Genomic DNA, 22,726 nt, shown 5'->3' with positions numbered 1-22,726 from the left:
CCGGCTTCCACGGCTTCCACGTGATCATCGGCACCACCTTCCTGGCGGTCTGCTGGTTCCGCGGCCGCGCCGGCCACTTCAAGCCGGACCATCATTTCGGCTTCGAGGCGGCAGCCTGGTACTGGCACTTCGTCGACGTGGTCTGGCTGTTCCTGTTCGTCTGCGTCTACTGGTGGGGCGGCTGACGGCCACAATGGGATCGATGCGGGACGATAGCGCGTGAGCGAGCCTTACTATCCCCCGCTGTCGCCGCTTTCGACCGGGCTCTCCTGCACCTGTCCGCGCTGTGGCAAGGGGAGCCTCTTCGAGGGCTTTCTCAAGGTCCGCGACGCCTGCCCGAACTGCGGGCTGGACCTGAAGAACGAAGACAGCGGTGACGGTCCCGCTGTCTTCATTATTTTCGTGCTCGGGGGCACCATCGTGCCGCTGGCCCTCTGGATCGAGACGCTGTTCGAGCCGCCGCTATGGGTACATGCCGTGCTCTGGAGCGCGGCGGTCCTAGGCGGCACCGTGGCCCTGCTGCGGCCGTTGAAAGCGTATACGATCGCGCTGCAATTCAAGCACAAGACACCGCACCGCCCGCCGGGGACCTAGCCGGCGTCAACGGAGCGGGCCGTCCCGCTCCGACGGGGCACAGTCTGGGATTAGAACATGCTCGGCAATCGCAGGTTTCGCCCGACCTTCTGGGCCACCTTCTTTACTGTCCTCGCCGCCGCTTTCATGCTCGGCCTCTGCTACTGGCAGGTCGAACGCCTGATCTGGAAGACGGGGATCATCGAGCAGTTCGAAGCCCGCGTGGCCGAAGCACCGGTCAGTCCCCCTGACGTCCTCGACAATATCGAGGACTGGCGTTACCGGCGCGTGCGTCTCGAAGGCGTCTATCTGCATGACAAGGAACTGCTGATCACGGGCAAGCCGTTCGAGGGCAATGCGGGCTTTCACCTGATCACGCCGATGAAGCTGACGGACGGCCGCACCATCCTGGTGAACAGGGGCTGGATCCAGCTAAAGGCGCTCGGCCCGGTCGATACCAAGCCGATGCATGTCGAGGGCGTGCAGACCGTCGAGGGACTGATCCGGGAAGACCGGGTCAAAGGCTATTTCGTTCCGGAGAACGAGCCGCAGAACGAGGTCTGGCTCTATGTCGATACGGCAGAGATGGGGACCGCGCGCAATCTCGGCCCGGTGCTACCCTATTACGTCGACCGCCTGCGCGATCCGGGGCCGTTCCGGATGCCGATCGGCGCGGATACGAAGATCCATGTCCGCAACGAGCATCTGAGCTATGCGGTGACCTGGGCGCTTCTCGCCCTCACTCTGATCGTCATCTATGTCATTTTCCACCTGAAGCCCGAGGACGAGGTGTCCGACGGTGGCGAGGGATCCGGCCGTGCGCAATAACCCCTATACCGCCCTTGAGGCGCGCTTCCGGCGCTACTCCGCGCTTTCCGGCGCGAGCGCCGTGCTCGGCTGGGATCAGGAGACGATGATGCCGCCCGGAGGGGCGGAAGCCCGCGCCGAGCAGATGGCCGTGCTCGACGTGTTGCAGCACGAACTGCTCTCCGATCCCGAGGTCGAGGAGGAGCTTGCCGAGGCGGAAGCCGCCGCTACGGCGCTGGACCCCTGGCAGCGCGCGAACCTGCGTGAGATGCGCCGGGTCCATACCAACGAGACCGTCGCGCCGGCCGATCTGGTCGAGGCGCGCTCGCGGGCGACCTCGGCCTGCGTCAATGCCTGGCGTGAAGCCCGCAAGCGGGACGATTTCGCCGCTGTCGCGGACAAGCTCGCGCGCGTCCTCGACCTGACCCGCGAATACGGTCAGGTGAAGGCAGAGAAGCTGGGATGCAGCCTCTATGACGCGCTGATCGACAGCTACGAGCCGGGCGGCAACATGGCCTCGATTGATCCGATCTTCGCCACGTTGAAGGCCGAACTCCCGGGGTTGATGGAGAAGATTTTCGCGCATCAGGCGGCCGGGCCGAAGGCGCTTCAGCCGGAGGGGCCGTTCCCGTCAGACAGGCAGAAGGCGCTCGGCGAGAAGGTCATGGCCGCGCTTGGCTTCGACTTCACCCATGGCCGTCTCGACGAGAGCGCGCATCCGTTTACCGGAGGCATCCCGGAGGATATCCGGATCACGACCCGCTATTCGTCGGAGGATTTCACCCGCGCCCTGATGGGGGTGATCCACGAGACCGGCCATGCGCTCTACGAACACGGACTGCCGGCGGAATGGCGCGGCCAGCCGGTCGGATCCTCGCGCGGCATGGTGATGCATGAGAGCCAGTCGCTGCTGATGGAGATGCAGGCCTGCCGCTCGCCGGCCTTCTATCGCTTCCTGGCGCCGCTCGCGTCGGACGTGCTTGGAAAGGACGGGCCGGCGCTTTCGCCGGAGAACCTGAACCGGCTCGGCCACCGGGTTTCCCGCGGCCTGATCCGGGTCGATGCGGACGAGGTGACCTATCCGCTCCATGTCATGCTGCGCTACGACCTCGAGAAGGCGCTCCTCGCGGGCGACCTCAAGGTGAAGGACCTGCCCGGTGCGTGGCATGACGGCATGATGGCCTCGCTTGGCGCCGCGCCGAAGGACGACCGGGACGGCTGCCTGCAGGACATCCACTGGTATCACGGATCGTTCGGCTATTTCCCGACCTACACGCTCGGGGCGCTGGCCGCGGCGCAGCTCTTCAGGGCCGCGAAGGACGCGCTGCCGGATCTCGACGTACAGATTGCGGAGGGTGATTTCGCACCGCTCCTGTCATGGCTTGGGGAGAATGTGCACCGGAAGGCGAGCTCCAAGCTCACCAACGAGATCCTCGCGGAGGCGACCGGCTCCGAGCTCAGCGCCGACGCATTTATTGGGCATTTACGGAAGCGGTATCTCGCGTAAGGGGCGCTTATGATTTTCGAGAAAAGGGCTCCTAAATTCTTCTTTGCGCGTATAGATTGAAGGTGGGTCGTACAATATCATCCTGATCGAGGTGAGATCATGCGCTGGTATGTTTTGCCTGCAATCTTGTTAGGCGCCTGTGGTTTTCTAATTGGAATATTCGCAGCCGATGCACATCCACACTCTCGACTATGCCCATCTCCGAAAAATGGAGAGGCTGCGAAAGGAGGCCGAGACGATTCTGGGTATCATTTTGAATTTATCAGTTTCTTCACGAAAGATCCTCACGGCGATTATGAATTTGGTCGATGCGTTTACAATAAACATAGTCGGCCGTTATGGGTTGAGTGGACAAAGACAGGTTTAAAAGGCGTCGCGAAAACTAAAGATCGCGCATACAAGAGGTTTTCTGCGACGGATAATCAGTGGGCTAGGTCGGACACAATTCTGTATCATGGTGTCGCTCCAGAAAATATGGATGTTGAAGCGGTTCTTCGTCCATCTGAGGTCACGTTTTCGAATCCTCAATGGGGATTCCCCACATTTGCATCTATGTCTGACCAAATTAATTTGGAGTCCGCGCTCGTATCCCGTTCGGCTTTTGAGCGCGCCCTTGATCAATTGCGCCGCAATACTCAAGATAAGAATGCTTTATTTCGGCATCTCTCGGCCGCACGCATCGCGTTGCCTCAAAATTCAAAAGTATTTGAAACTCTTCGAGGTGGCGGGGGCAAAAACACAGAAATTAATAACCAATTTTTCTCTGTAGATATAACTGCAAGCCAGTATCTGCAGTTCGATGGAGAAAAAATTCGGCCTATTTCGATATTCTCTATCCGAGTTGATGAAACTGATCTTGAGATATTTTCTGGATCTGATACGGTTGAGGTCGATTTTTTAGGTACGGATCCAGAATTTTTTAAAATCTTTCCATCGCTTAACGAGTATATGAAGCTTCATGAGCCAAATTTTACTGTAAAAGAATTTTCAGAATCTGTTCCATTTCCTGCTCGACGACAAACAGTCAATGTCGTTCTTAATTTTAGCGGATATGGCTCCGTTGAGATGCCAGTAACAACGATTCAAGAGTAAGTGTCATGAGTTTTGGTCTTGGCGCTTTGTTCCAGAAATGGCGTGATTTCGCGCTTCCTGCTATCTCAACGATTTTGCTGCCATGGCAAGATTTCCTGACCGGTTTGACCCTGTTGCCGGCTTACTACCAGCCATATGCAAATGTGTCGATTCCGTTTCTTTCTATTATCGCGTGTGTGATTCTGAATTCTTTTTACACAGGCCTGAATGTTAGAGGATTGCTGTGGCGACTTGGCGTGGCGCTGCTTGTGCTGATCGGGTTGGTAATCATTTTCGCGTTATTTAGAGCCAATCTTGGGCAGAGTTGGCACCCAGAAGGCGCAATGATGTTAGGTGCTCGCACAGTATTTGTATTATCTTATCTCTTTGCTTGGGCGGGTTTAGCTGTTGTGCTCTACACTGCGGCAATAATCATTAAAATTCGAAAAACGCCCGGTCAGACTGTTCAGTAAACTGTCGCAAATTATTCAGCGGGCTGCTGCCGGCCCAGCTCCGCATGGTTCGTCGCCATCACCCTGTGGCGGGCGCCGGAGGACATGCGCTCGTAGAGCCGGGCGATGGTCTTGCTGCCGGTACGCGTGAAGAGGAACGGGAACAGCCCGTGCGCGATGCAGGCGAGCCCGCCGAGCATCATCGCCGCGCCCGTCGACGTCGCGAACCCGAAGTGTTGCCAATAGCTCTCGCCGACCGACTCGGGATGGCTGGTGAAGAGTTTGAAGATCATGGCTGGGCTCCCGGCTGAAAGGCGAACAGGGCGCTATTGTCCACCCAATCTGGCGCAATTTGTTTGCTATCTTTCACGCTTTTCCTCAGATTGTTGGAATAATTTTCTAATAGAGTGAGGATAAAGAGCATGGCGATGGACGATGTCGACCGCCGCATCCTGGCCTTGCTGCAGGAAGACGCCGCACTCTCGGTCTCGGAGATCGGCAACCGGGTCGGGCTCTCTTCCACTCCTTGCTGGCGCCGTGTCCAGAATCTCGAGAAGCAGGGCGTCATCCGCAAGCGAGTCGCTCTACTCGACCGCCGCGCCGTCGAGGTGCCGCTCACGGTTTTCGTCATGATCAAGACCAGCCAGCACAACGACGTCTGGCTTGAGAAGTTTGCGAAGGGCGTCTCGGACATTCCCGAGGTGCTGGAATTCTACAGGATGAGCGGTACCGTCGATTACCTGCTGCGCATCGTGGTGCCGAGCGTCGATGCCTATGACGCGGTCTACAAACGGCTGATCTCCATCGCCGACCTCTCCGAGGTCAGCTCCAGCTTCGCGATGGAGGAGATCAAGTACACGACGGCGCTGCCGCTGGGGTACGCGCGTTAGGCTTGACGCTCTCGCAGCGCGTTCGCCAGCCGCGAAACCAGATCCTCGAGGTCCGTCCCCATGGTGCGGTTCTCCACCACTTCCTTGCCGAGCGGCGTGCTCTCGACGAAGCGGTAGACCTCCGCCGCGCCCTCGAAGGTCTTGGAGCTGAGGCCCGCGTCGCCGTAGGTCTTAGCGATCTCTTCCATCTCTCCGATCCAGCGATAGGCCTTGGGCGGCATGCCGGGCAGGCTGTTGCTGAGGCTTTTGAGCAGGTTCGCCTGGGCGCCTTCCATCTCGGCGCGAAACTCCGGGCCGACCCCTTCAAGTTCCGCCGTGACAAAGCTCTGGATCGCCAGCGCCTGCACGCCCTTGGTCAGGGTAGCGAAGCACATCTTCAACGCCGAGGCGGCGCCGACCTCGCCCGCGACGACGTGGATGTCGAGCGCCGGCCCGAGCGCCTCGAACGCCTCGGCGCCCGGGCCGTTCACATAGACCCGCGGGCTCGGTCGTCCCGGATAGGGCGGCCCGCCGATGATGCCGCCATCGAGAAAGCGGATGCCGGCCGCTTCGGCCTTGTCACGCAGCGCGCGGGCGGTCGAGGGGGCGATGGCGTTGAGGTCCACCAGCGCGGCACGCGGGTTCTCCGTGAGTGTGCCCGCGGCCTTCGCCATCCGGTCGACGAAACCGCCCGCCTGATCCGGAGGCATGATCGAGAAGATGGCGTCGCATTCGGCGAGCAGGCTCGCGTCGGAGCCGAGATCCTCGATCCCGGCCTTCTCCGCCAGGGCGCGGCTGCGGGCCGAGCGGCCCTGAAGGTTGGTGACGACCCGGAGCCCGCCCTTGGCGAGGCGGCGGCCGATGGCATGACCCATGTCCCCCGGCGTCATGATCGCGATGCAGTCGAGTGCCATGGAGCCCGTCCCGTCGTCCCTGTCGTGTTGGCTGCGGGCATTGTTGCAAGAACCCTTGGCCACCGCTAGGTTGCGCTCTTTCGGACAGCGAAAAGAGACGGCGGACGTGCGCTATATCAGTACCCGGGGCAAGGCTCCCGAACTCGGCTTCGAAGACGTGCTCCTGACGGGCCTCGCCCGCGACGGCGGACTCTATGTCCCGAAGACCTGGCCGCAGCTCTCGGCGGCCGACCTGAAGCGGCTTTCCGGGCTGACCTATGCCGAGACCGCGTTCGAGATCTGCCGCCTCTTCACCGGCGACGCGTTCGACGACGCGACGCTGAAGAAAATCATGGACGAGGTCTACGGCTCCTTCGGCCACAGTGCCGTCGCGCCCCTGAAACAGCTCGACGCCAATCTCTGGATGATGGAGCTGTTCCACGGCCCGACGCTGGCCTTCAAGGACTATGCGATGCAGGTGCTCGGGCGCATGTTCGACCATGTGCTGGCGAAGCGCGGCGAGAAGGTGACCATCGTCGGCGCGACCTCGGGCGATACCGGCTCGGCGGCTATCGAGGCCTTCCGCGACCGGACCAACGCGGAGATCTTCATCTTCTTCCCGAAGGGCCGGGTCTCGCCGGTGCAGCAGCACCAGATGACGACGGTCGATGCCCCGAACGTCCATGCCATCGCGCTCGAAGGCACCTTCGACGATTGCCAGGACATGGTGAAGGCGCTGTTCAACGATCCGGATTTCCGCGACCGGTACAACCTTTCAGGCGTGAACTCGATCAACTGGGCACGGATCCTGCCGCAGGTGGTCTATTACGTGACCTCCGCCCTTTCGGTCGGCGCGACCGCCGAACGGCCGGCCTCCTTCGTGGTGCCGACGGGCAATTTCGGAAATATCTTCGCCGCCTATGCCGCCAAGCAGATGGGCCTGCCGATCGACCGGCTGGTGGTGGCGACGAACCAGAACGACATCCTCTCGCGCTTCCTCGCCTCGGGCGAGATGAAGCTTGAAGGCGTGAAGCCCTCGATCAGCCCGAGCATGGACATCCAGGTCTCGAGCAACTTCGAGCGCTTCCTCTTTGATCTCTACGACCGCGACGGCGCCGCCGTGACCGAGGTGCTGACCTCCTTCCGCAAGGACGGCAGCTTCACGATCTCGCAAGGCATGCTGGAGAAGGCGCGCGCCGTGTTCGACGGCTATCGCACCGACGAGGCGGAAACCAAGGCGACGATCAAGGCAGTCTTCGAGGAGACCGGTGAGATCACCGATCCGCATTCCGCCGTCTCCCTCGGTGCCGCACGCAAGGCCCGCGCCGCGGGCGATATCGGCATGGACGAACCGCTGATCTCGCTCGCCTGCGCCCACGCGGCGAAGTTCCCGGACGCGGTCGAGGCCGCGACCGGTATCCGCCCGGCGCTGCCGGCGCGGCTCGCCGACCTGCTGGAACGCGAGGAGCGGATGACGGTGCTGGCCAATGACTACGGCACCGTCAGTACCCATATAGCCGGCATCGTTGCCGGCAAGGAGAATGCTGCATGAGTAACGCCGCGAACGGCGTCCGCATCACCGAACTCTCGAACGGCATCCGGGTCGTCACCGACCGGATGGCGAGCGTCGAGAGCGTGTCCCTCGGGGCCTGGCTGAATGTCGGGACCCGGCACGAGGTTGCGGCCGAGAACGGTGTCGCGCATCTGCTGGAGCACATGGTCTTCAAGGGCACCAAGCGCCGCACGGCGCCGCAGATCGCCGAGGAGATCGAGGCGGTCGGCGGGCATATGAACGCCTATACCGCGCGCGAGCAGACCGCCTACTACGTCAAGGTGCTGAAGCAGGACGTCGCCCTCGGCGTCGATATCCTCTCGGACATCCTGACCCAGTCGACCTTCGACGAGACCGAGCTCAGCCGCGAGCGGCACGTGATCCTGCAGGAGATCGGCCAGGCGGCGGACACGCCGGACGACATCGTGTTCGACTATTTCCAGGAGGTCGCCTATCCGGACCAGGCTATGGGCCGGCCGGTGCTGGGGCGCTCGGAGATCGTCCGCGACATGAGCCGCGACGGCGTGATGTCCTTCATCAACGGTAATTACGCAGGCGATATCCTCGTCTTCTCCGCAGCGGGCAATGTCGAGCACGACAGGGTGGTCGAGGAGGTCGAGCGCGGCTTCGGCTCGCTCGCACCGAAGTCCGGCGCGAAGACCGAGGCCGCGGCCTACAAGGGCGGCGAGAGCCGGGTCGAGAAGGATCTCGAGCAGCTCCACCTGCTGCTTGGTTTCGAGGGCATGGGCTTCCATGACGAGGATTTCTACGCCCAGCAGGTGCTTTCCATGCTGTTCGGCGGCGGCATGTCCTCGCGCCTCTTCCAGGAAGTGCGGGAGAAGCGCGGCCTGGTCTATTCGATCTATTCCTTCAGCGCCGCCTACAATGACGGCGGCATGTTCTCGATCTATGCCGGGACCGGCGAGAAGGACGCGGCGGAACTCGTCCCCGTGGTCTGCGACGAACTGAAGGACGTGGCGGAGAATGTCAGCGAGCAGGAAGTCGAGCGTGCCCGCACCCAGCTCCGCTCCGGCCTGCTGATGAGCCGCGAGAGCACGTCCAACCGCTGCGAGCAGCTGGCCCAGCACATGCTGGTCTATGGCCGGCCGGTGCCGGTCGAGGAACTGGTGGCGAAGGTCGATGCGGTGGACACGGCGGCGATCCGGCGGGCGGCGAAACGCCTGCTGGCCTCGACCCCGACCCTGGCGGCGCTCGGCCCGACCGGGCAGCTCGAATCCTATGACAGCATCCGGGCGCGGCTGAACTGACGGCCGGGCGGGCACTTCCGCTTGCCTTCCGCACGGTTAGCAGGAAAAATGATCGTCGGCATAGGACTCCAAGGGGGATCGCCGATTGGTCCTGACGTTTTTCCCGCCGTCGAAGATCGAGCCGCGCGTCACGCTGCCGCGTCTCTATCTGAGGCAACCGAACAAGAATGACTGGGGTGAATGGGCGGAGCTCCGCGCCGTCAGCCGGGACTTTCTTGTCGAGTGGGAACCGCGCTGGCCGGACGATGCCCTGACCCGTGCCGCCTTCCGCCGTCGCCTCTCGCGCTATGCGGAGGACTGGGCCCGTGACCAGGGCTATTCCTTCTTCATCTACCGCCGCAGCGACGACGCGCTGGTCGGCGGCATCACCATCGCCAACGTGCGCCGCGGCGTCGCCCAGTCCTGCACCATCGGCTACTGGATCGGCCGCCCGTTCGCCCGCCGTGGATACATGAGCGAGGCGGTGCACGGTGTCTGTTCCTTCGGCTTCGACCAACTGGCCCTGCACCGGATCGAGGCGGCCTGCCTGCCGCGCAACTATCCGAGCCAGGGCGTGCTCCGGAAGGCGGGGTTCACCGAGGAAGGGCTGGCGCGCAAGTACCTGAAGATTGACGGGCGCTGGCAGGACCACATTCTCTTCGCGCTGCTGCGCGAGGAGTTCTATCCGAACTTCGCCGACGAGCTGAAGAAGTTCTAGGGCTTACCCTGCAATCGAAAGATAGAGCGAGAGCGAGGCGACCGAGAGCACTGTCGTGGTCAGCACCACGCGGCTCGTGAGCAGCGCCTCGCGCTGGTAGAACTCCGCCAGCATGAAGGGGCCGGTGCCGGTCGGCAGCGCGGCGAGCAGCACAGCGAGATGCGCGACGCCCGTCGGCAGGGCGAGGATCGGCACGGCGATCACCCAGGTGATGGCCGGCTGTACCACCAGCTTCAATGCGACCAGCACCGCCTGCACCCGGCTGTTCGACACCGGGACCTCCGCCCGTGCGGCATTGGCATTGTCCGCGAGGAACAGTCCGAGGGCGACGAGGGCGCAGGGGGAGGCCGCCCCGCCCAGCAGCGCCAGATAGCTGTCCAGAGTCTCAGGGAGCGAGAGACCGGACGCCATCATTGCGGCGCCGAGGGCGGGAGCGACGAGAAGGGGGTTCTTCACCAGGGCGAGCGCGGTCTTGGCGAGGATGTCGCGGCGGCGCGATCCGGTCTGCAGCGCGCACTCGATCAGCACGATGGCGACGGCGAAGAGCACGCAGGCGGTCAGGATGGTCGCGATCATCGTCGCGCCCATGGCCGAGGAGCCGACCACCGCCAGCACCAGCGGGAATCCCATGAAACCGGTATTCGGATAGCTCGCATTGAGGCCGTCGATCGCGGCGTCCGCGAGATGGCAGCCCTGCCGCTTGCGGACCCAGAGCGTCGCTCCGAAGACCAGTGCGCAGCCCGCCGTGAAGGCGATGATGAAGTCCGGCTGCCAGATCTCCCTGGGATCGGCCTTGGCCATGATGCTGAAGAGCATGGCCGGCAGAGCGAGATAGACGACGAAGCGGTTCACTTCGCGGGTCGCGGTCGGGCCGAGCGCGCCCGAGCGGCGGGCGACGAAGCCGGTCAGGATCAGGGCGAAGATCGGCAGGACGACGAGGAGATTGGAGAGCATGGCCGGAGCGTTTCGTTGCGGTACGGCTTTTCTCTACGCCGTCTTATCGATACAATCCAATCCAGATCAAAGCATAAATTGAGTTAATAAAGGTATCAATGGATACGCGGCAGATGCGCTACTTCGTCGCCTTGGCCGAGACCCTGCATTTTGGCCGGGCGGCGGAGCGCATGAACATGACCCAGCCGCCCTTCAGCCGGCAGATCGCCAATCTGGAGCGCGATCTCGGTGCCCGGCTGGTGGAGCGCACCTCGCGCCAGGTCTCGCTGACGCCGGCCGGACAGCGCTTTCTGAAGGACTCCCGCGCGGTGCTGGCGCAGTTCGAAGCCGCCTGCCGGGACGCGCGTCTGGTTGCGGAAGGTCAGAAGGGCGAGTTACGTCTCGGCTTCATGATGCATGCGGCGCACCGCATCGTGCCGCGTATCGTCAGCGGCTTTACGGCGATCCGGCCGGATGTTCGCGTGTCGCTCTCGGAGACCACGCCGGCGGAGATCGAGACGAAGCTGCTGAACCGCGAGCTCGACGCCGGGATCACTTTTTCCGGCCGCGTCCTGCCGCAGCTGGAGACCCAAAAGCTTTTCACCGACCGGCTCTGCCTCGTCGCCCCGCCCTCGCATCCTCTTGCGGCATTGGAGGAGCTCGGGCCCGGAGATCTCCGGGACGCGGACCTGATCGCGACGCCCGCCGGGATCGCCGAAACCCTGCGCCGGGCGGTGGCCGATTATTTCGCGGCGGATGGCATCGTGCCCCGTTTCCGGTTCGAGCCGCAGCTGCAGAACACCATCCTCCGTCTCGTTGCCGCCGGTCTCGGGGTGGCGCTGGTGCCGGAATCGATCTGTGACGGGCAGCTTTCCGACATCGTCGCCCGCCCACTCACGAACGCGCCGACGCTCGAGGTGGTGCTGAAGGTGCGGCGGGAGGCGGACAACCCGGCCGTCGCCCCGCTTCTGGAACTGATCCGCACGGAGTCTTTCTCCGTTCGCGCCGAATGACGGTTTGAAACCGGCGCGGCGACGGGGCATCCTTCCCGTCTGTTCCTTCCGGCAAGCCCGGACCCGCCGACATCTTGCGGATATGCCATGACCCAGACGCCCGCCTTTTCCTCCCGCCACCACAATCGCATCTCGGCCCTGCACGAGGAGGTCACCACCTGGCGGCGCGACCTGCATGCTCATCCGGAGACCGGCTTCGAGGAGGTGCGGACCGCCGGCATCGTCGCCGAGAAGCTGAGGGAATTCGGCGTTGACGAGGTGCTGACCGGGATCGCCAAGACGGGCGTGGTCGGCATCGTGCGCGGCAAGGCGGACGGACCCACGATCGGACTCCGGGCCGACATGGACGCGCTGCCGATGCAGGAGACCGGCGATCACCCCTACACGTCGACCGTGCCCGGAAAGATGCATGCCTGCGGCCATGACGGGCACACCGCGATGCTGCTCGGCGCCGCCAAGCTGCTGGCCGAAAGCCGCGATTTCGCCGGCTCCGTCGCGCTGATCTTCCAGCCGGCGGAGGAGGGCGGCGGGGGAGGCCGGGTGATGGTCGAGGAGGGGCTTTTCGAGAAGGCGGACTGCAAGAGCGTCTGGGGCCTGCACAACTGGCCGGACCTGCCGCTTGGAACCTTCTGTCCGCTCGCCGGGCCGACCATGGCCGGGATCGACTATTTCGACATCGCCGTGCGCGGCCAGGGCACCCATGCGGGCATGCCCCACGACGGCGTCGACACGGTGCTGGCGGCGGCCCATCTCGTCACCGCGATCCAGAGCGTGCCGGGCCGCAACGTCTCGCCGCACGAGACCGCGACGATCGGCGTTTCCATGTTCAGGGGCTCGGACGCCTATGTCGTGATGCCGGACGAGGCGGTGATCGGCGGCTCCGTGCGCTATTTCAACCCGGCGGTCAGGGATCTCGCGGAAGCGCGCATCCGGTCATTGGCGGAAGGTATCGCCAAGGGCTTCGGATGTGAGGCGGTGATCGACTACCGCAAGAACTATCCGCCCGCGATCAACCCGCCGGCCGAGGCGGAGGTCGCCGCAGGGATCGCCGAGAACGTGGTCGGCGCGGCGAACGTGATCCGCGAGCACGACCCCTGCATGGCCGGCGAGGATTTCTCGTTCATGCTGAACGAGCGGCCGGGGAATTATATCTGGATGGGCACCGCAGCGCCGGACCACAGGTCGGGCAAGCTGCACTACCCGGACTACAATTTCAACGACGCCTCGATCCCGCTCGGGATCGGCTACTGGATGGCGCTGGTGGACGAGTTGCTGCCGGCGGCGTGAGTGACCCGCAGGTCTTTCGCATCAGGCGTGGATCGAGAGCCGGATTTCCGTTCCGGTCGCACGCGCGACGCGACGGACCGTTTCGAGGGAGGGGAGCGTCTTTCCTCCCTCAAGGCGCGCGATGGTGCTGCGCGACGTGTTCATCTTCTCCGCCAGTGCCTGCTGGGTCAGACCGGCTCTTGTGCGGGCTGCGATGATCTTTCGCGCGACTTCGAATTCCAGCTCGAGCGCTTCGTATTCGACGCGGGTTTCCGGGTCCTCAAGCAGTTCCGCCCGCAACTTTGCGAATGCGATTTTCTTAGCCATTGTCCAACATCCGTTTCAGGGCCTTCGCGAGTTCCCGCTGCGGCATTTTCTGGGTCTTCTTGACGAAGGCACTCAGGATGACAATGCGGCATCCCTCCGCGGTGAAGTAGAGGGCTCGTCCGATCCCGTCTTTCCCCGATGCCCGCATCTCCCAGATTTTGTGTCTCAGATATCGCACATGGGGCAGGCCGACGTTCTGAGGCCCGAATTCCGTCAGGAGTTGTCCCACTCGAAAAATGCGTGCCTTTATGTCGGCCGGAAAAGTCCGAAGTTCCCTCGCCGCGCGTTCGTCGACCTCAAGGTACCATGTCATCAAACATCCAGAACGTATCAAAAAAGAGACAATGCAGCAATCGTGCTTTGGCTCGATAATGTGACGTTCTGGCGTGTTTCTTGATGAGGGGCGCGGAGATCTAAGCCCGACCAGCTTCCGTCGAGAGCAGGGCGGAATCGACGCCGAGCTTTTTCAGCGCCCGGTCCCACTTGCTGTCGAGGTCGGTGTCGAAGACCAGTGCCTTGTCGGCCTCCACGTTGAGCCAGGCGTTTTCCTGGATCTCGCCGTCGAGCTGGCCCGGCCCCCAGCCGGCATAGCCGAGGGCGAGCAGGTGGTTCTTCGGGCCCTGGCCGGAGGCGATGGTGCGGACGATGTCGACGGTGGCGGTGAGGCCGACTTCCCGGTCGATGTCCAGCGTCTCCTCGCTCTGGTAGTCGGCGCTGTGCAGGACGAAGCCGCGCTCGGTATCGACCGGACCGCCGAAATGCACCGGCGGGTTGGCGACGATATCCGCCTCCATGAGATTCATATCGAGCTGCTCGACCAGATCGGTGAACTCGATCGAGCCGACGAGCCGGTTCAGCACCAGGCCGATCGCGCCCTCGGCATTATGGACGCAGACATAGATCACCGTCCGGGCGAAGCGCGGGTCGCGCATCGCCGGCATCGCCACCAGCAGCTGGCCGGTGAGATAGCCTTCCTCGGTTTCGTCGGCGACCGTAGTCGTCATGCTTGCGGTTCCGCTCGTTTCAGCCTTCTGATCCTGCCGGGACGCAGGGTTCCGGAAAATGTGACCGACGTACGCCCCGAGGTCCACTATATATCCCTGAAGGGGCGGTGTAAGGCCCCCGGAAACAAAGTCGGACATTGAGCTTATGAATTGGGTCTCGCGCCCCCTCATTCCAACCCTGCTCCTGCTTCTGGGCCTGATTGCGGCAATCGCCGCGTCGGCGCCGGATGCGCGCGCGGCGGAGGGGGCGTCGGACTGGGTCAGCACCGATTTCGCCGATGTCCGCCTGATCTCCGCCATCAGCGGGACGGAGGGGCGCGACGATGTGCCTCTCGGCCTGCAGTTCCGTCTGGCAGAGGGCTGGAAGATCTACTGGCGCGCGCCTGGCGACGCGGGCTTCCCGCCGGAAATCGCCTGGGACGGCTCGGAGAATTTCGGGGCGGCCCTGTGGCAATGGCCGGTGCCGGAACGGTTCAGTCTCTTCGGGCTGGAGACCTACGGCTATCATGACGAGGTGGTGATCCCGATCCGCGCCGCCCTGACGGAGCCGGGCGCGCCGCTCGCGCTCCGCGCCGACATGAACGCGCTCGCCTGCAGCGATATCTGCGTGCCGCTGAACGCCAAGCTCGCGCTCGACATCGCGGCCGGTCCGGCGGAACCGACGCCCTTCGCGCAGCTGATCGACCGCTTCCGGGCACGGGTGCCGCAGGATCTGAGCGGCCTCGGCCTCGATATTTCCTCGGTCTCCGCGGTCGGCTCGCCGGTGCCGCATTCGTTGGCCGTCGAGGTCACCTCCGCGGTCCCGCTGACGGAGCCGGACGTCTTCCCGGAAGCGCGGGCCGGGTTCGCCTTCGGCAAGCCCGAGGTGGACTTCGCGCCGGACCGGCTCTCCGCGGTCCTGACCGTTCCGGCCTCGGTGCCGGAAGGCGGCCGCCTGGCGGAGGAGAAAGTGACGCTGACCCTTGTCGACGGCGACCGTTTCCTTGAGCGCAGCCTGATTGTCGGCACGGCGGACGAGGGGGCGGAGAGCGGACGCTGGGCCGCGCTGGCGGCGATCCTCGGCATCGCCTTTCTAGGCGGACTGATCCTGAACCTGATGCCCTGCGTGCTGCCGGTGCTGTCGCTGAAACTGGTCGGCGCGGTGAAATATGGCGGTGCCGACAAGGCGGCGATCCGCACGGGCTTCCTCGCGTCCGCGGCGGGCATTCTGGCCTCCTTTCTGCTGCTTGCAGGCGGGGCGATCGCGCTGAAGCAGGCCGGGCTCGCAGTCGGCTGGGGAATCCAGTTCCAGCAGCCGCTGTTCCTTGCCCTGATGGTCGCGGTGCTCGTGCTCTTCGCCGGCAATCTCGCGGGCCTCTTCGAGATCAACCTGCCGCAGCGCCTCGCCGCGCTCGGGCTTGCCGGCGGCGATGCCGGGCAGGGGCGGCTGACCGGCCATTTTCTGACCGGCGCCTTCGCGACCCTGCTGGCGACCCCCTGCTCCGCACCCTTCCTCGGCACCGCGGTCGGCTTCGCCCTCTCGCGCGGATCGGCGGAAATCCTGACCGTCTTCGCCGTCATGGGGCTTGGCCTCGCAGCGCCCTACCTGCTCGTGGCCCTGCTGCCGGGGCTTGCCCGGGCCTTGCCCAAGCCGGGGCCCTGGATGGTCTGGTTCCGGCGTGTGCTGGCGCTGGCGCTGCTCGCGACTGCGCTCTGGCTTTTTACCGTCTTCGCTGCGATTGCCGCGCCGCTCGATGCCGCGCTGCTTGCGGCGCTGGCTCTGCTCCTGACCGTCGCGCTTGCCTGGCGGGCGCGGCACGAAGGCACCGGACGCCGTATCGCCGGACTCACCGCCATGCTGGCGCTGGCGGCGGTGATCGGCTTGGGCGTGCAGGCGACGGCGCGGGATAACCGGGCGCCGGCGGCGACGGCGAGCGCGGTGGACTGGCAGCCGTTCGACCGGCGCGAGATCGCGCGGCTCGTCTCGGCCGACAAGACCGTACTGGTCGACGTCACCGCCGACTGGTGCCTGACCTGCAAGGTCAACAAGTCGCTGGTGCTCGAAAATGGTGCTATCGCCGAAAGGATCGCCTCCGGCGACATTGTCGCGATGCGGGCGGACTGGACCACGCCCGACCCCGCCATCGCGGAATATCTCGCATCTTTCGGCCGCTATGGTATTCCGTTCAATGCAGTCTACGGTCCGGCGGCACCTGCCGGTCTGGCGCTGCCGGAACTTCTGAACCTGGAGGCGGTGGAAACCGCGATCCGGGACGCACGCGGATAAGGGTGCTGGCATTCCCGCCGGCGGACCCTATCTCTAGCAGCATGAATCACCGCGGCCGCTCCGGCCGCAAGGACGTCATAGGGGGAGACCAGACATGACGATCAAGGTTGGGGACAAGATCCCGGCGCTGACACTGAAAACCAACACCGCTGACGGGATCGACGATCTCGACACGGGGGAATTCTTCAAGGGCCGCAAGGTCGTTCTGTTCGCCGTTCCGGGCGCCTTCACGCCGACCTGTTCCGTGAAGCACCTGCCGGGCTTCGTCGAAAAGGCCGGCGACCTGAAGGCGCGCGGCGTCGACGCCATCGCCTGCACCTCGGTCAATGACGCCTTCGTCATGGGCGCCTGGGCCAAGGATCAGAAAGCCGGCGACGCGGTCACCATGATCGCCGACGGCAACGGCGAACTCGCCAAGGCGATCGGCCTCGAGATGGACGTCTCGGTCGCCGGCATGGGCACCCGCTCGCAGCGCTATGCCATGGTCGTCGAGGACGGCACCGTGACGAAGCTGTTCGTCGAAGAGCCGCGGGCCTTCGAAGTGTCCAGCGCCGAGCACGTGCTCGCGAATCTCTGATTATTGACCTTCCGGAGCCGGAGCGGCGTGGCCGCTCCGGTTTTCTCTCCTGCCGCTAGCGCAGGAACTCGCCGAGATGGGCAGTGATCTGCGGCCTGACCGCCGTATCGAAATCGTCCATCAGCTCTTCCGTCAGCTTGTACCAGAGCGTTTCCCGGTCGGCGAGCGAGGCATCCTCGGCGATCGTCGCGCTGCGCGTGGCGAAGGCTTCCGCGACGGCACGGCGCTTGTTCTCCGGCGTGCGGATCTCGAGCCGGACCGCGATCCGGGCGGCATAGCGCTCGGTCTGGTCGGTGGTGAAGGCGCCGGTGAGGCCCGTCTTCTTCTTCAGCGCCGTCTCGGTGACCGAGGCGTCGGTGATGACCATCACAAGCTTGTCCGTGCCGCCCGTCGCCTGCAGCACGTCCGCGCCCCAGCGCTCGGCCGCCGGGCCGGGTGCAACCGGCATCTTGTGCTCGACGTTGGGTGCCGCAAAGGGAATGCGGAACTCGTTGAAGACCTCGATCGAACCGACCGCCACCCGGACCGGCTGCTTGTGCCGGAAGGTGAGTTCCGGGAAGGTCGCCGAGGGCGGCGTTTCGCAGGCCGACAGCAGCGGCAGCATCAGGACGAAAAGAAGCAGCGCAAGACGTTTCCGCATTTGATCCCCCTCGGAAAACCGGTCGATGACCCATACTAGCGCAAGATATGGGGCGGGAATGTGATCAATTCCCGGAAGACTTTGCCCTGAGCTTTTCCAGCGCCGGTTCGTCGTACTCCCAGTGCGACTTGCAGAACTCGCAAGTCACGGAAACCAGGCCGTCGACCGTCATGTCCTGCACTTCCTCCGGCGTGAGGGAGACCAGAACGGTCTCCACGCGCTCCCGGGAACAGCGGCACTGCTCGACGATTTTCTGGGCCGGATAGGCGACGATCCCGGATTCGTGGAACAGGCGGAACAGCAGGCGGTCCGGGGCAATCCGGGTGCCGGCGAGCTCGTCCGGAGTCGCGCTGCTCAGCATCACCACCGCGGTGCGCCAGGCATCCTCGTGCGCGTCGACATCGTGCATCGGGCGGGCCTTGCCGGGCTCCGGCGCGTCGCCGCCTTCAAGCGGCATGCGCTGCAGCATCAGGGCGCCCGCGCGCCAGATCCCGAACTCGTCCTTGCGCACGGCGACATTGATCCCGGTCTCGAGCTGCTCGGACTGGCGGAAATAGGCGTGGGTGCATTCCACCAGGGTCTGCCCGGACAAAGGGACGATGCCCTGATAGCGCTCCATGTCGGCGCCCTGGTCGACGGTGAAGGCGATGTAGCCGCCGCCGAACAGGCGCGGCACCGTCAGGTCGCCTTCAGCCGCAGCGGTCTCGACCGCGTCGTTGTCGAAGGCCGCGTAGCCCCGGATATAGCCGTCGCTGGTGATGTCCGCCACCATGCTGCGCACCGGTCCGTCGCCCTTGATCTGCAGCGAGAATACGCCCTCGTATTTCAGCGCGCCGGCGAGGCAGACCGAGATGGTCATCAGCTCGCCCAGCAGCAGCGAGACCGGCTCCGGATAATCATGCCGCGAGAGGATCGTGTTGGCGGCCGAGTTCAGGCGCACCAGCCGGCCGCGCAGGCCGAACGGATTGACCTGGAACGGCAGCAGCAAATCATCGTGGCCCGACTCGGCGAATATGTCGGCGATGCTCATTATGAGTCCTCAGTCGTCAGATCGTGTCTCTCAGGAGAGGCACCAGTGCAGGATGGCCTTCTGCGAATGCAGGCGGTTCTCCGCCTCGTCGAAGACGATGGATTGCGGGCCGTCGATCACCGCTGAGGAAACCTCCTCCTCGCGGTGGGCCGGCAGGCAATGCATGAAGACCGCGTTCGGTTTCGCCTTCGCCATCAGCTGCTCCGTCACCTTGAAGGGCGCGAGCTGATTGTGCGCGTTCGTGGTGTCGTCGCCCATCGAGACCCAGGTATCGGTGACGACGCAATCGGCGCCGGCCACCGCGGCCTCGGGATCGTGCAGCAGGGTGACCTTGCCGCCGTTCTTCTCCGCCCAGGCGAGCAGGGCCGGGTCCGGGCTGCGTTCGGCAGGGCAGGCGATGCGGAGCTCGAAACCGAACTTCGCGGCCGCATGGATCCAGGAAGAGGCCATGTTGTTGCCGTCGCCGCTCCAGGCGACGACCTTGCCGCGGATCGGACCGCGATGCTCCTCGAAGGCCATCACGTCGGCCATCAGCTGGCACGGATGGGACGCGTCGGTCAGGCCGTTGATGACAGGAACCGTGGCATATTCAGCCATTTCCCGGATGTTCTCGGCGCTGAACGTCCGCATCATGATGCAGTCGACATAGCGCGACAGCACGCGGGCGGTGTCGGCGATGGTCTCGCCGCGGCCGAGCTGCAGGTCGGCCGCGTTCAGTACGACGACGTCGCCGCCGAGCTGCTTCATGCCGACCTCGAAGGAGACACGGGTGCGGGTGGAGGGCTTCTCGAAGATCATCGCCAGCGTCTTGCCGGCGAGCGGCTTCTCGGTGCCCGCCTCGCCGCGCTTCATGGCGAGACCCTCGTCCACCATGGCCCGAAGGGTGAGGGAGTCGATCTGGTCGAGATCGAGGAAATGGTTGATATCGCTCATTTGGGATTCCGTCTTCGGGGGCGGAAGCGGCCGGTTCCCGCGAGAGGAACCGGCCCGGCGCCTTAAGAGGCGTCCATGTCCGCGCAGACTTTCTCGATGATGCCGCAGGCTTCCGCGACATGGCTTTCTTCGATGATCAGCGGCGGCAGGATACGGAGCACATTGCCGCCCGCGCCGACGGTCAGGAGACCGGCCTCGCGCAGCTTGGCCTGCAGATCCGTGTTCTTGCCGACGCAGGCGAGCCCGATCATCAGGCCCTTGCCGCGCACTTCCGAAATAAGCTTCGGATGGCGTGCCGCGATATCGCGGAGACGCTTGGCGAAGAGCTCGCCCATCTCGGTCACGTGCTCGAGGAAGCCCGGTGCCAGGATCACGTCGAGCACCGCGTTCGCGACCGCCATCGCCAGCGGGTTGCCGCCGAAGGTGGAGCCGTGCGTGCCCGGCGCCATGCCGGAGGCTGCTTTCTCGGTCGCGAGAATGGCGCCGACCGGGAAGCCGCCGCCGAGACCCTTGGCAAGGCTCATGATATCCGGCGCGACCCCGGACCATTCATAGGCCCAGAGCTTGCCGGTCCGGCCCATGCCGCACTGCACCTCATCGTAGATCAGCAGCGCGTCGAACTCGTCCGCCGCCTTGCGCAACGCCTTAAGATACTCGACATCCGCCGGGTTGATCCCGCCCTCGCCCTGGATCGGTTCGACCAGGATCGCGGCGGTCTTCGCGCTCATCGCCTCGCGCATCTCGTTCATGTTGCCGAAAGCGACATGGCGGAAACCTTCCGGGCGCGGGCCGAAGCCGGTCCGGTAGGTCTCGTTGTCGCCGGCCGAGAGCGTCGTCAGGGTGCGGCCGTGGAAGGCCGAGCGGCAGCAGACGATCTCGTGCCGTTCCTTCTCGCCGCGTTCCCACTGGTACTTGCGGGCGATCTTCAGCGCGCCTTCGTTGGCCTCGGCGCCGGAATTGGCGAAGAACACCGTGTCGGCGAAGGAGTTCGCGACCAGACGGTCGGCGAGCCGCTTCTGCTCCGGCACTTCGTAGAGGTTGGAGACGTGCCAGAGCTTCTCCGACTGCTGCTTCAGCGTCTCGACCAGATGCGGATGCGCATGGCCCAGCGAATTGGTCGCGATCCCCGAGGCGAAATCGAGGAATCGTCGGCCTTCGGTGCTGTACAGATAAGGGCCTTCCCCGCGCTCAAAAGCGATATCTATACGCCCGTAAGTGGGCATCACCGTCGTAACCAACTTTCCTCTCCTGAGAAAAAGAAATGGCGGCACCGATCCCCGGCGCCGCCGGAAAGCGAAAAAAGCACGGAATCCGGGGAACGCCAAGGGGAATGTAGTGGAGCGCCGCCGTCCCGGGGACGAATCTTCGGAATAAGTGCCGGTTTTTCCCTCCCGACCCGTTCATTTGTGTGGGAAAACCCATAAAATCCAAGACGATCCTTCATGACTCCTTAAGCCGTGCGCCCTATAGTGCCAGGGTTCGAAAAGCGGAAGTGCCAGAAAGGAGTCCGCCCATGACAACGCCAGTGCAGTCGACCGTCGCGATCTTCGCGTTCCGGTCCGACAAACAGCAGCAGCTGGTCCAGGCCCAGGTCGTCAGCAGCGCCGTCGAGACGGCGAAGCAGATCGCCCAGTCGAACGGCGCGCAAGCCGCGTCCTCCGGCGGGGTCGACATCACGGTCTGACCGGCAGGGCCCGAAGCGACCGCTTCCGGCCCGTTCACGCTCCATCGAGACAGTCAGCGACGCTCAGGGATGCCGAGGCATTTCGGGGCTGCGCTGACTGTTTTTTTGTGCTTCAGACGCGGCGAATTCAGCCCGCTTTGAAATGCTTGCCGAGCTTCAGCCCCTGGCCCTGGTAGTTCGAACCAATGCCGCCGGCGCCGTAGATCTTGTCCGGGACCTCGGTCAGCGGCTCGTAGACCAGGCGGCAGACGACCTGGCCGTCGGTGATCACGAAGGGCACGTCGTGGGAGCGCACCTCGAGCACGCCGCGCGTGGCCTCGCCGCCGGCCTCCGACATGCCGAAGCCGGGATCGAAGAAGCCGGCGTAATGCACGCGGAACTCGCCGACGCGGGTGTCGTAGGCCCGCATCTCCGCTGCATGGTCGAGCGGGACGGAGACATATTCCTTCGAGGCGAGGATGTAGAACTCGTCCGGGTCCAGCACCAGCTCCGCCGGGCGGTTCGGCAGGCGGTAGAGCGGTTCCCAGAAGTCCGAAACCTCGTAGGCGCCCGGCCGGTCGATATCGATCAGGCCGGTATGTTGTTTCGCCTTGTAGCCGATCAGCCCGGTCTTCGGATCGCCGGTGAGATCGACGCTGACTGCCACGCCCTCCTTGATGTCGGCGTCCTGGCCGTGCACCAGCTTGACGCTGTCCTGAAGGCGCCGCATCGCCGCGTCGCTCGCCACCGGATTGCCGCGGCGGAAGCGGAGCTGGTTGAGGCGCGAGCCGGTGCGGGCCAGTACGCTGAAGGTGCGCGGGCTGATCTCGGCATAGAGCGGGCCCTCGTAGCCTTCCGGCACGCTCTCGAACTCGGTGCCGAAATCGGTGATCAGCCGGGTGAAGATGTCGAGCCGTCCGGTCGAGCTCTTCGGGTTCGCCGTGCCGGAGACCTTGGCCGGCAGCGAGACGCTTTCCTGCAGCGGGACGATATAGACGCAGCCCTTCTCCAGCACCGCGCCCTCGGTCAGGTCGATCTCGTGCATGGAGAGCGCGTCGAGCCGCTGCTGCACCGTGGCGTTCCGGCCGGGAAGGAAGCTCGCGCGCACCCGGTAGGCCTTTTTGCCGAGGCGGAGGTCGATGCTGGAGGGCTGGATCTGCCCGTCGATCACCGGGGTCTCGGAGGAGATCTCGCCTTTCCGGATCATCTCGCGGATCGTCTGGCTCGGCAGAATCCCGGTGCTGCGCTTTTCGCGCGGGGCCGCTGCGCCGCTTTCCGGCGCGGGTGCTGTCGCATCTGCGGGCATGGTCTCTTCCGCCAAATCGTCCGTAACCGGCGCAAAATAGCAGACGCGCCCGCCGGGACCAGCGGTTTTGTGCCCGCCG

The 22,726-nt window shown here is 64.4% G+C and carries 26 protein-coding genes; 15 read left to right on the top strand and 11 right to left on the bottom strand.

From position 1 onward, the window contains the following. The 6 genes from JJ959_RS13930 to JJ959_RS13905 form a co-directional block, all read left to right on the top strand. The coding region (locus tag JJ959_RS13930; RefSeq protein WP_292884550.1) for a cytochrome c oxidase subunit 3 at positions 1-185 on the top strand (185 nt) is incomplete at its 5' end. Positions 186-219: 34 nt separating this feature from the next. Next, complete coding sequence (locus JJ959_RS13925) at positions 220-594, top strand: DUF983 domain-containing protein (protein ID WP_292884548.1); 375 nt, start codon at positions 220-222, stop codon at positions 592-594. 57 nt (positions 595-651) lie between these two features. After that, positions 652-1,401, top strand: coding sequence for an SURF1 family protein (locus tag JJ959_RS13920; protein ID WP_292884546.1), 750 nt, complete (start codon positions 652-654; stop codon positions 1,399-1,401). Continuing rightward, the gene (locus JJ959_RS13915; protein WP_292884544.1) at positions 1,391-2,887 is read left to right on the top strand and encodes a carboxypeptidase M32; all 1,497 of its coding nucleotides are present in this window, start codon (positions 1,391-1,393) and stop codon (positions 2,885-2,887) included. The genes JJ959_RS13920 and JJ959_RS13915 overlap by 11 nt, the downstream gene beginning before the upstream one ends. A gap of 99 nt (positions 2,888-2,986) precedes the next feature. Continuing rightward, the gene (locus JJ959_RS13910; protein ID WP_292884542.1) at positions 2,987-3,979 is read left to right on the top strand and encodes a hypothetical protein; all 993 of its coding nucleotides are present in this window, start codon (positions 2,987-2,989) and stop codon (positions 3,977-3,979) included. A 5-nt stretch (positions 3,980-3,984) separates the two neighbouring features. Continuing rightward, a complete protein-coding gene (locus JJ959_RS13905) occupies positions 3,985-4,431 on the top strand; it encodes a hypothetical protein (protein ID WP_292884540.1) in 447 nt (148 codons plus the stop codon). 11 nt (positions 4,432-4,442) lie between these two features. Here the strand turns inward: JJ959_RS13905 and JJ959_RS13900 are convergent, their stop codons facing one another. Continuing rightward, positions 4,443-4,703, bottom strand: coding sequence for a DUF6356 family protein (locus JJ959_RS13900; protein ID WP_292884538.1), 261 nt, complete (start codon positions 4,701-4,703; stop codon positions 4,443-4,445). 129 nt (positions 4,704-4,832) lie between these two features. Between JJ959_RS13900 and JJ959_RS13895 the strand changes: the two genes are divergently transcribed. Then, complete coding sequence (locus JJ959_RS13895; protein WP_292884536.1) at positions 4,833-5,300, top strand: Lrp/AsnC family transcriptional regulator; 468 nt, start codon at positions 4,833-4,835, stop codon at positions 5,298-5,300. Here JJ959_RS13895 and JJ959_RS13890 read toward each other — a convergent pair. Then, positions 5,297-6,193: an NAD(P)-dependent oxidoreductase gene (locus JJ959_RS13890; protein WP_292884535.1), complete on the bottom strand. Its 897-nt coding sequence runs from the start codon at positions 6,191-6,193 to the stop codon at positions 5,297-5,299. The genes JJ959_RS13895 and JJ959_RS13890 overlap by 4 nt on opposite strands. A 106-nt stretch (positions 6,194-6,299) precedes the next feature. Between JJ959_RS13890 and thrC the strand changes: the two genes are divergently transcribed. The 3 genes from thrC (at position 6,300) to JJ959_RS13875 (ending at position 9,689) form a co-directional block, all read left to right on the top strand. After that, positions 6,300-7,724, top strand: coding sequence for a threonine synthase (thrC, locus tag JJ959_RS13885; protein WP_292884533.1), 1,425 nt, complete (start codon positions 6,300-6,302; stop codon positions 7,722-7,724). Then, a complete protein-coding gene (locus JJ959_RS13880) occupies positions 7,721-8,992 on the top strand; it encodes a pitrilysin family protein (RefSeq protein ID WP_292884532.1) in 1,272 nt (423 codons plus the stop codon). The genes thrC and JJ959_RS13880 overlap by 4 nt, the downstream gene beginning before the upstream one ends. 85 nt (positions 8,993-9,077) lie before the next feature. Continuing rightward, positions 9,078-9,689, top strand: coding sequence for a GNAT family protein (locus tag JJ959_RS13875; RefSeq protein WP_292884531.1), 612 nt, complete (start codon positions 9,078-9,080; stop codon positions 9,687-9,689). Positions 9,690-9,692: 3 nt separating this feature from the next. Here JJ959_RS13875 and JJ959_RS13870 read toward each other — a convergent pair whose 3' ends face one another. Then, positions 9,693-10,643, bottom strand: coding sequence for an AEC family transporter (locus tag JJ959_RS13870; RefSeq protein ID WP_292884530.1), 951 nt, complete (start codon positions 10,641-10,643; stop codon positions 9,693-9,695). A 113-nt stretch (positions 10,644-10,756) separates the two neighbouring features. Here JJ959_RS13870 and JJ959_RS13865 point away from each other — a divergent pair, with 113 nt between their 5' ends. Then, positions 10,757-11,635: a LysR substrate-binding domain-containing protein gene (locus JJ959_RS13865; RefSeq protein ID WP_292884528.1), complete on the top strand. Its 879-nt coding sequence runs from the start codon at positions 10,757-10,759 to the stop codon at positions 11,633-11,635. An 87-nt stretch (positions 11,636-11,722) separates the two neighbouring features. Further along, a complete protein-coding gene (locus JJ959_RS13860; RefSeq protein WP_292884526.1) occupies positions 11,723-12,922 on the top strand; it encodes a M20 aminoacylase family protein in 1,200 nt (399 codons plus the stop codon). 21 nt (positions 12,923-12,943) lie between these two features. Here JJ959_RS13860 and JJ959_RS13855 read toward each other — a convergent pair whose 3' ends face one another. The 3 genes from JJ959_RS13855 to JJ959_RS13845 all read right to left on the bottom strand — a co-directional run bounded on the left by JJ959_RS13855 (position 12,944) and on the right by JJ959_RS13845 (position 14,232). Then, positions 12,944-13,228 (bottom strand): helix-turn-helix transcriptional regulator, encoded by a 285-nt coding sequence (locus JJ959_RS13855; protein WP_292884524.1) that lies wholly within the window; start codon positions 13,226-13,228, stop codon positions 12,944-12,946. Beyond that, entirely contained in the window at positions 13,221-13,541 is a 321-nt protein-coding gene (locus tag JJ959_RS13850; protein WP_292884523.1) for a type II toxin-antitoxin system RelE/ParE family toxin, read from the bottom strand. The genes JJ959_RS13855 and JJ959_RS13850 overlap by 8 nt, the downstream gene beginning before the upstream one ends. Before the next feature lie 100 nt (positions 13,542-13,641). Then, positions 13,642-14,232, bottom strand: coding sequence for a YqgE/AlgH family protein (locus JJ959_RS13845; RefSeq protein ID WP_292884521.1), 591 nt, complete (start codon positions 14,230-14,232; stop codon positions 13,642-13,644). 145 nt (positions 14,233-14,377) lie between these two features. Here JJ959_RS13845 and JJ959_RS13840 point away from each other — a divergent pair, with 145 nt between their 5' ends. Both JJ959_RS13840 and JJ959_RS13835 read left to right on the top strand, forming a co-directional pair. After that, complete coding sequence (locus JJ959_RS13840) at positions 14,378-16,498, top strand: protein-disulfide reductase DsbD domain-containing protein (RefSeq protein ID WP_292884519.1); 2,121 nt, start codon at positions 14,378-14,380, stop codon at positions 16,496-16,498. Positions 16,499-16,592: 94 nt separating this feature from the next. Beyond that, positions 16,593-17,075 (top strand): peroxiredoxin, encoded by a 483-nt coding sequence (locus JJ959_RS13835; RefSeq protein WP_292884517.1) that lies wholly within the window; start codon positions 16,593-16,595, stop codon positions 17,073-17,075. Positions 17,076-17,130: 55 nt separating this feature from the next. Here the strand turns inward: JJ959_RS13835 and JJ959_RS13830 are convergent, their stop codons facing one another. The 4 genes from JJ959_RS13830 to JJ959_RS13815 form a co-directional block, all read right to left on the bottom strand. Beyond that, complete coding sequence (locus JJ959_RS13830; RefSeq protein ID WP_292884515.1) at positions 17,131-17,715, bottom strand: hypothetical protein; 585 nt, start codon at positions 17,713-17,715, stop codon at positions 17,131-17,133. Between the two features lie 64 nt (positions 17,716-17,779). After that, positions 17,780-18,745, bottom strand: coding sequence for an Hsp33 family molecular chaperone HslO (locus tag JJ959_RS13825; RefSeq protein ID WP_292884513.1), 966 nt, complete (start codon positions 18,743-18,745; stop codon positions 17,780-17,782). A 30-nt stretch (positions 18,746-18,775) separates the two neighbouring features. Next, entirely contained in the window at positions 18,776-19,678 is a 903-nt protein-coding gene (argF, locus tag JJ959_RS13820) for an ornithine carbamoyltransferase (RefSeq protein WP_292884511.1), read from the bottom strand. Between the two features lie 62 nt (positions 19,679-19,740). Continuing rightward, on the bottom strand, positions 19,741-20,916 hold the full coding sequence (locus JJ959_RS13815) for an aspartate aminotransferase family protein (RefSeq protein WP_292884509.1): 1,176 nt from the start codon (positions 20,914-20,916) through the stop codon (positions 19,741-19,743). Positions 20,917-21,191: 275 nt separating this feature from the next. On the opposite strand from JJ959_RS13815, the gene JJ959_RS13810 reads away from it, so the two are divergent. Next, positions 21,192-21,362, top strand: coding sequence for a hypothetical protein (locus tag JJ959_RS13810; RefSeq protein WP_193184387.1), 171 nt, complete (start codon positions 21,192-21,194; stop codon positions 21,360-21,362). A 127-nt stretch (positions 21,363-21,489) separates the two neighbouring features. On the opposite strand, the gene JJ959_RS13805 is transcribed toward JJ959_RS13810, so the two are convergent. Further along, positions 21,490-22,647, bottom strand: coding sequence for a 2'-deoxycytidine 5'-triphosphate deaminase (locus JJ959_RS13805; protein WP_292884506.1), 1,158 nt, complete (start codon positions 22,645-22,647; stop codon positions 21,490-21,492). Between the last annotated feature and the right edge of the window lie 79 nt (positions 22,648-22,726).

It is taken from the genome of Nisaea sp. (genome assembly GCF_017640745.1).
Taxonomy (GTDB): domain Bacteria; phylum Pseudomonadota; class Alphaproteobacteria; order Thalassobaculales; family Thalassobaculaceae; genus Nisaea.
Note: the sequence above shows the minus strand (reverse complement) of the source record. Positions and strands in the feature narration are given on the sequence as shown.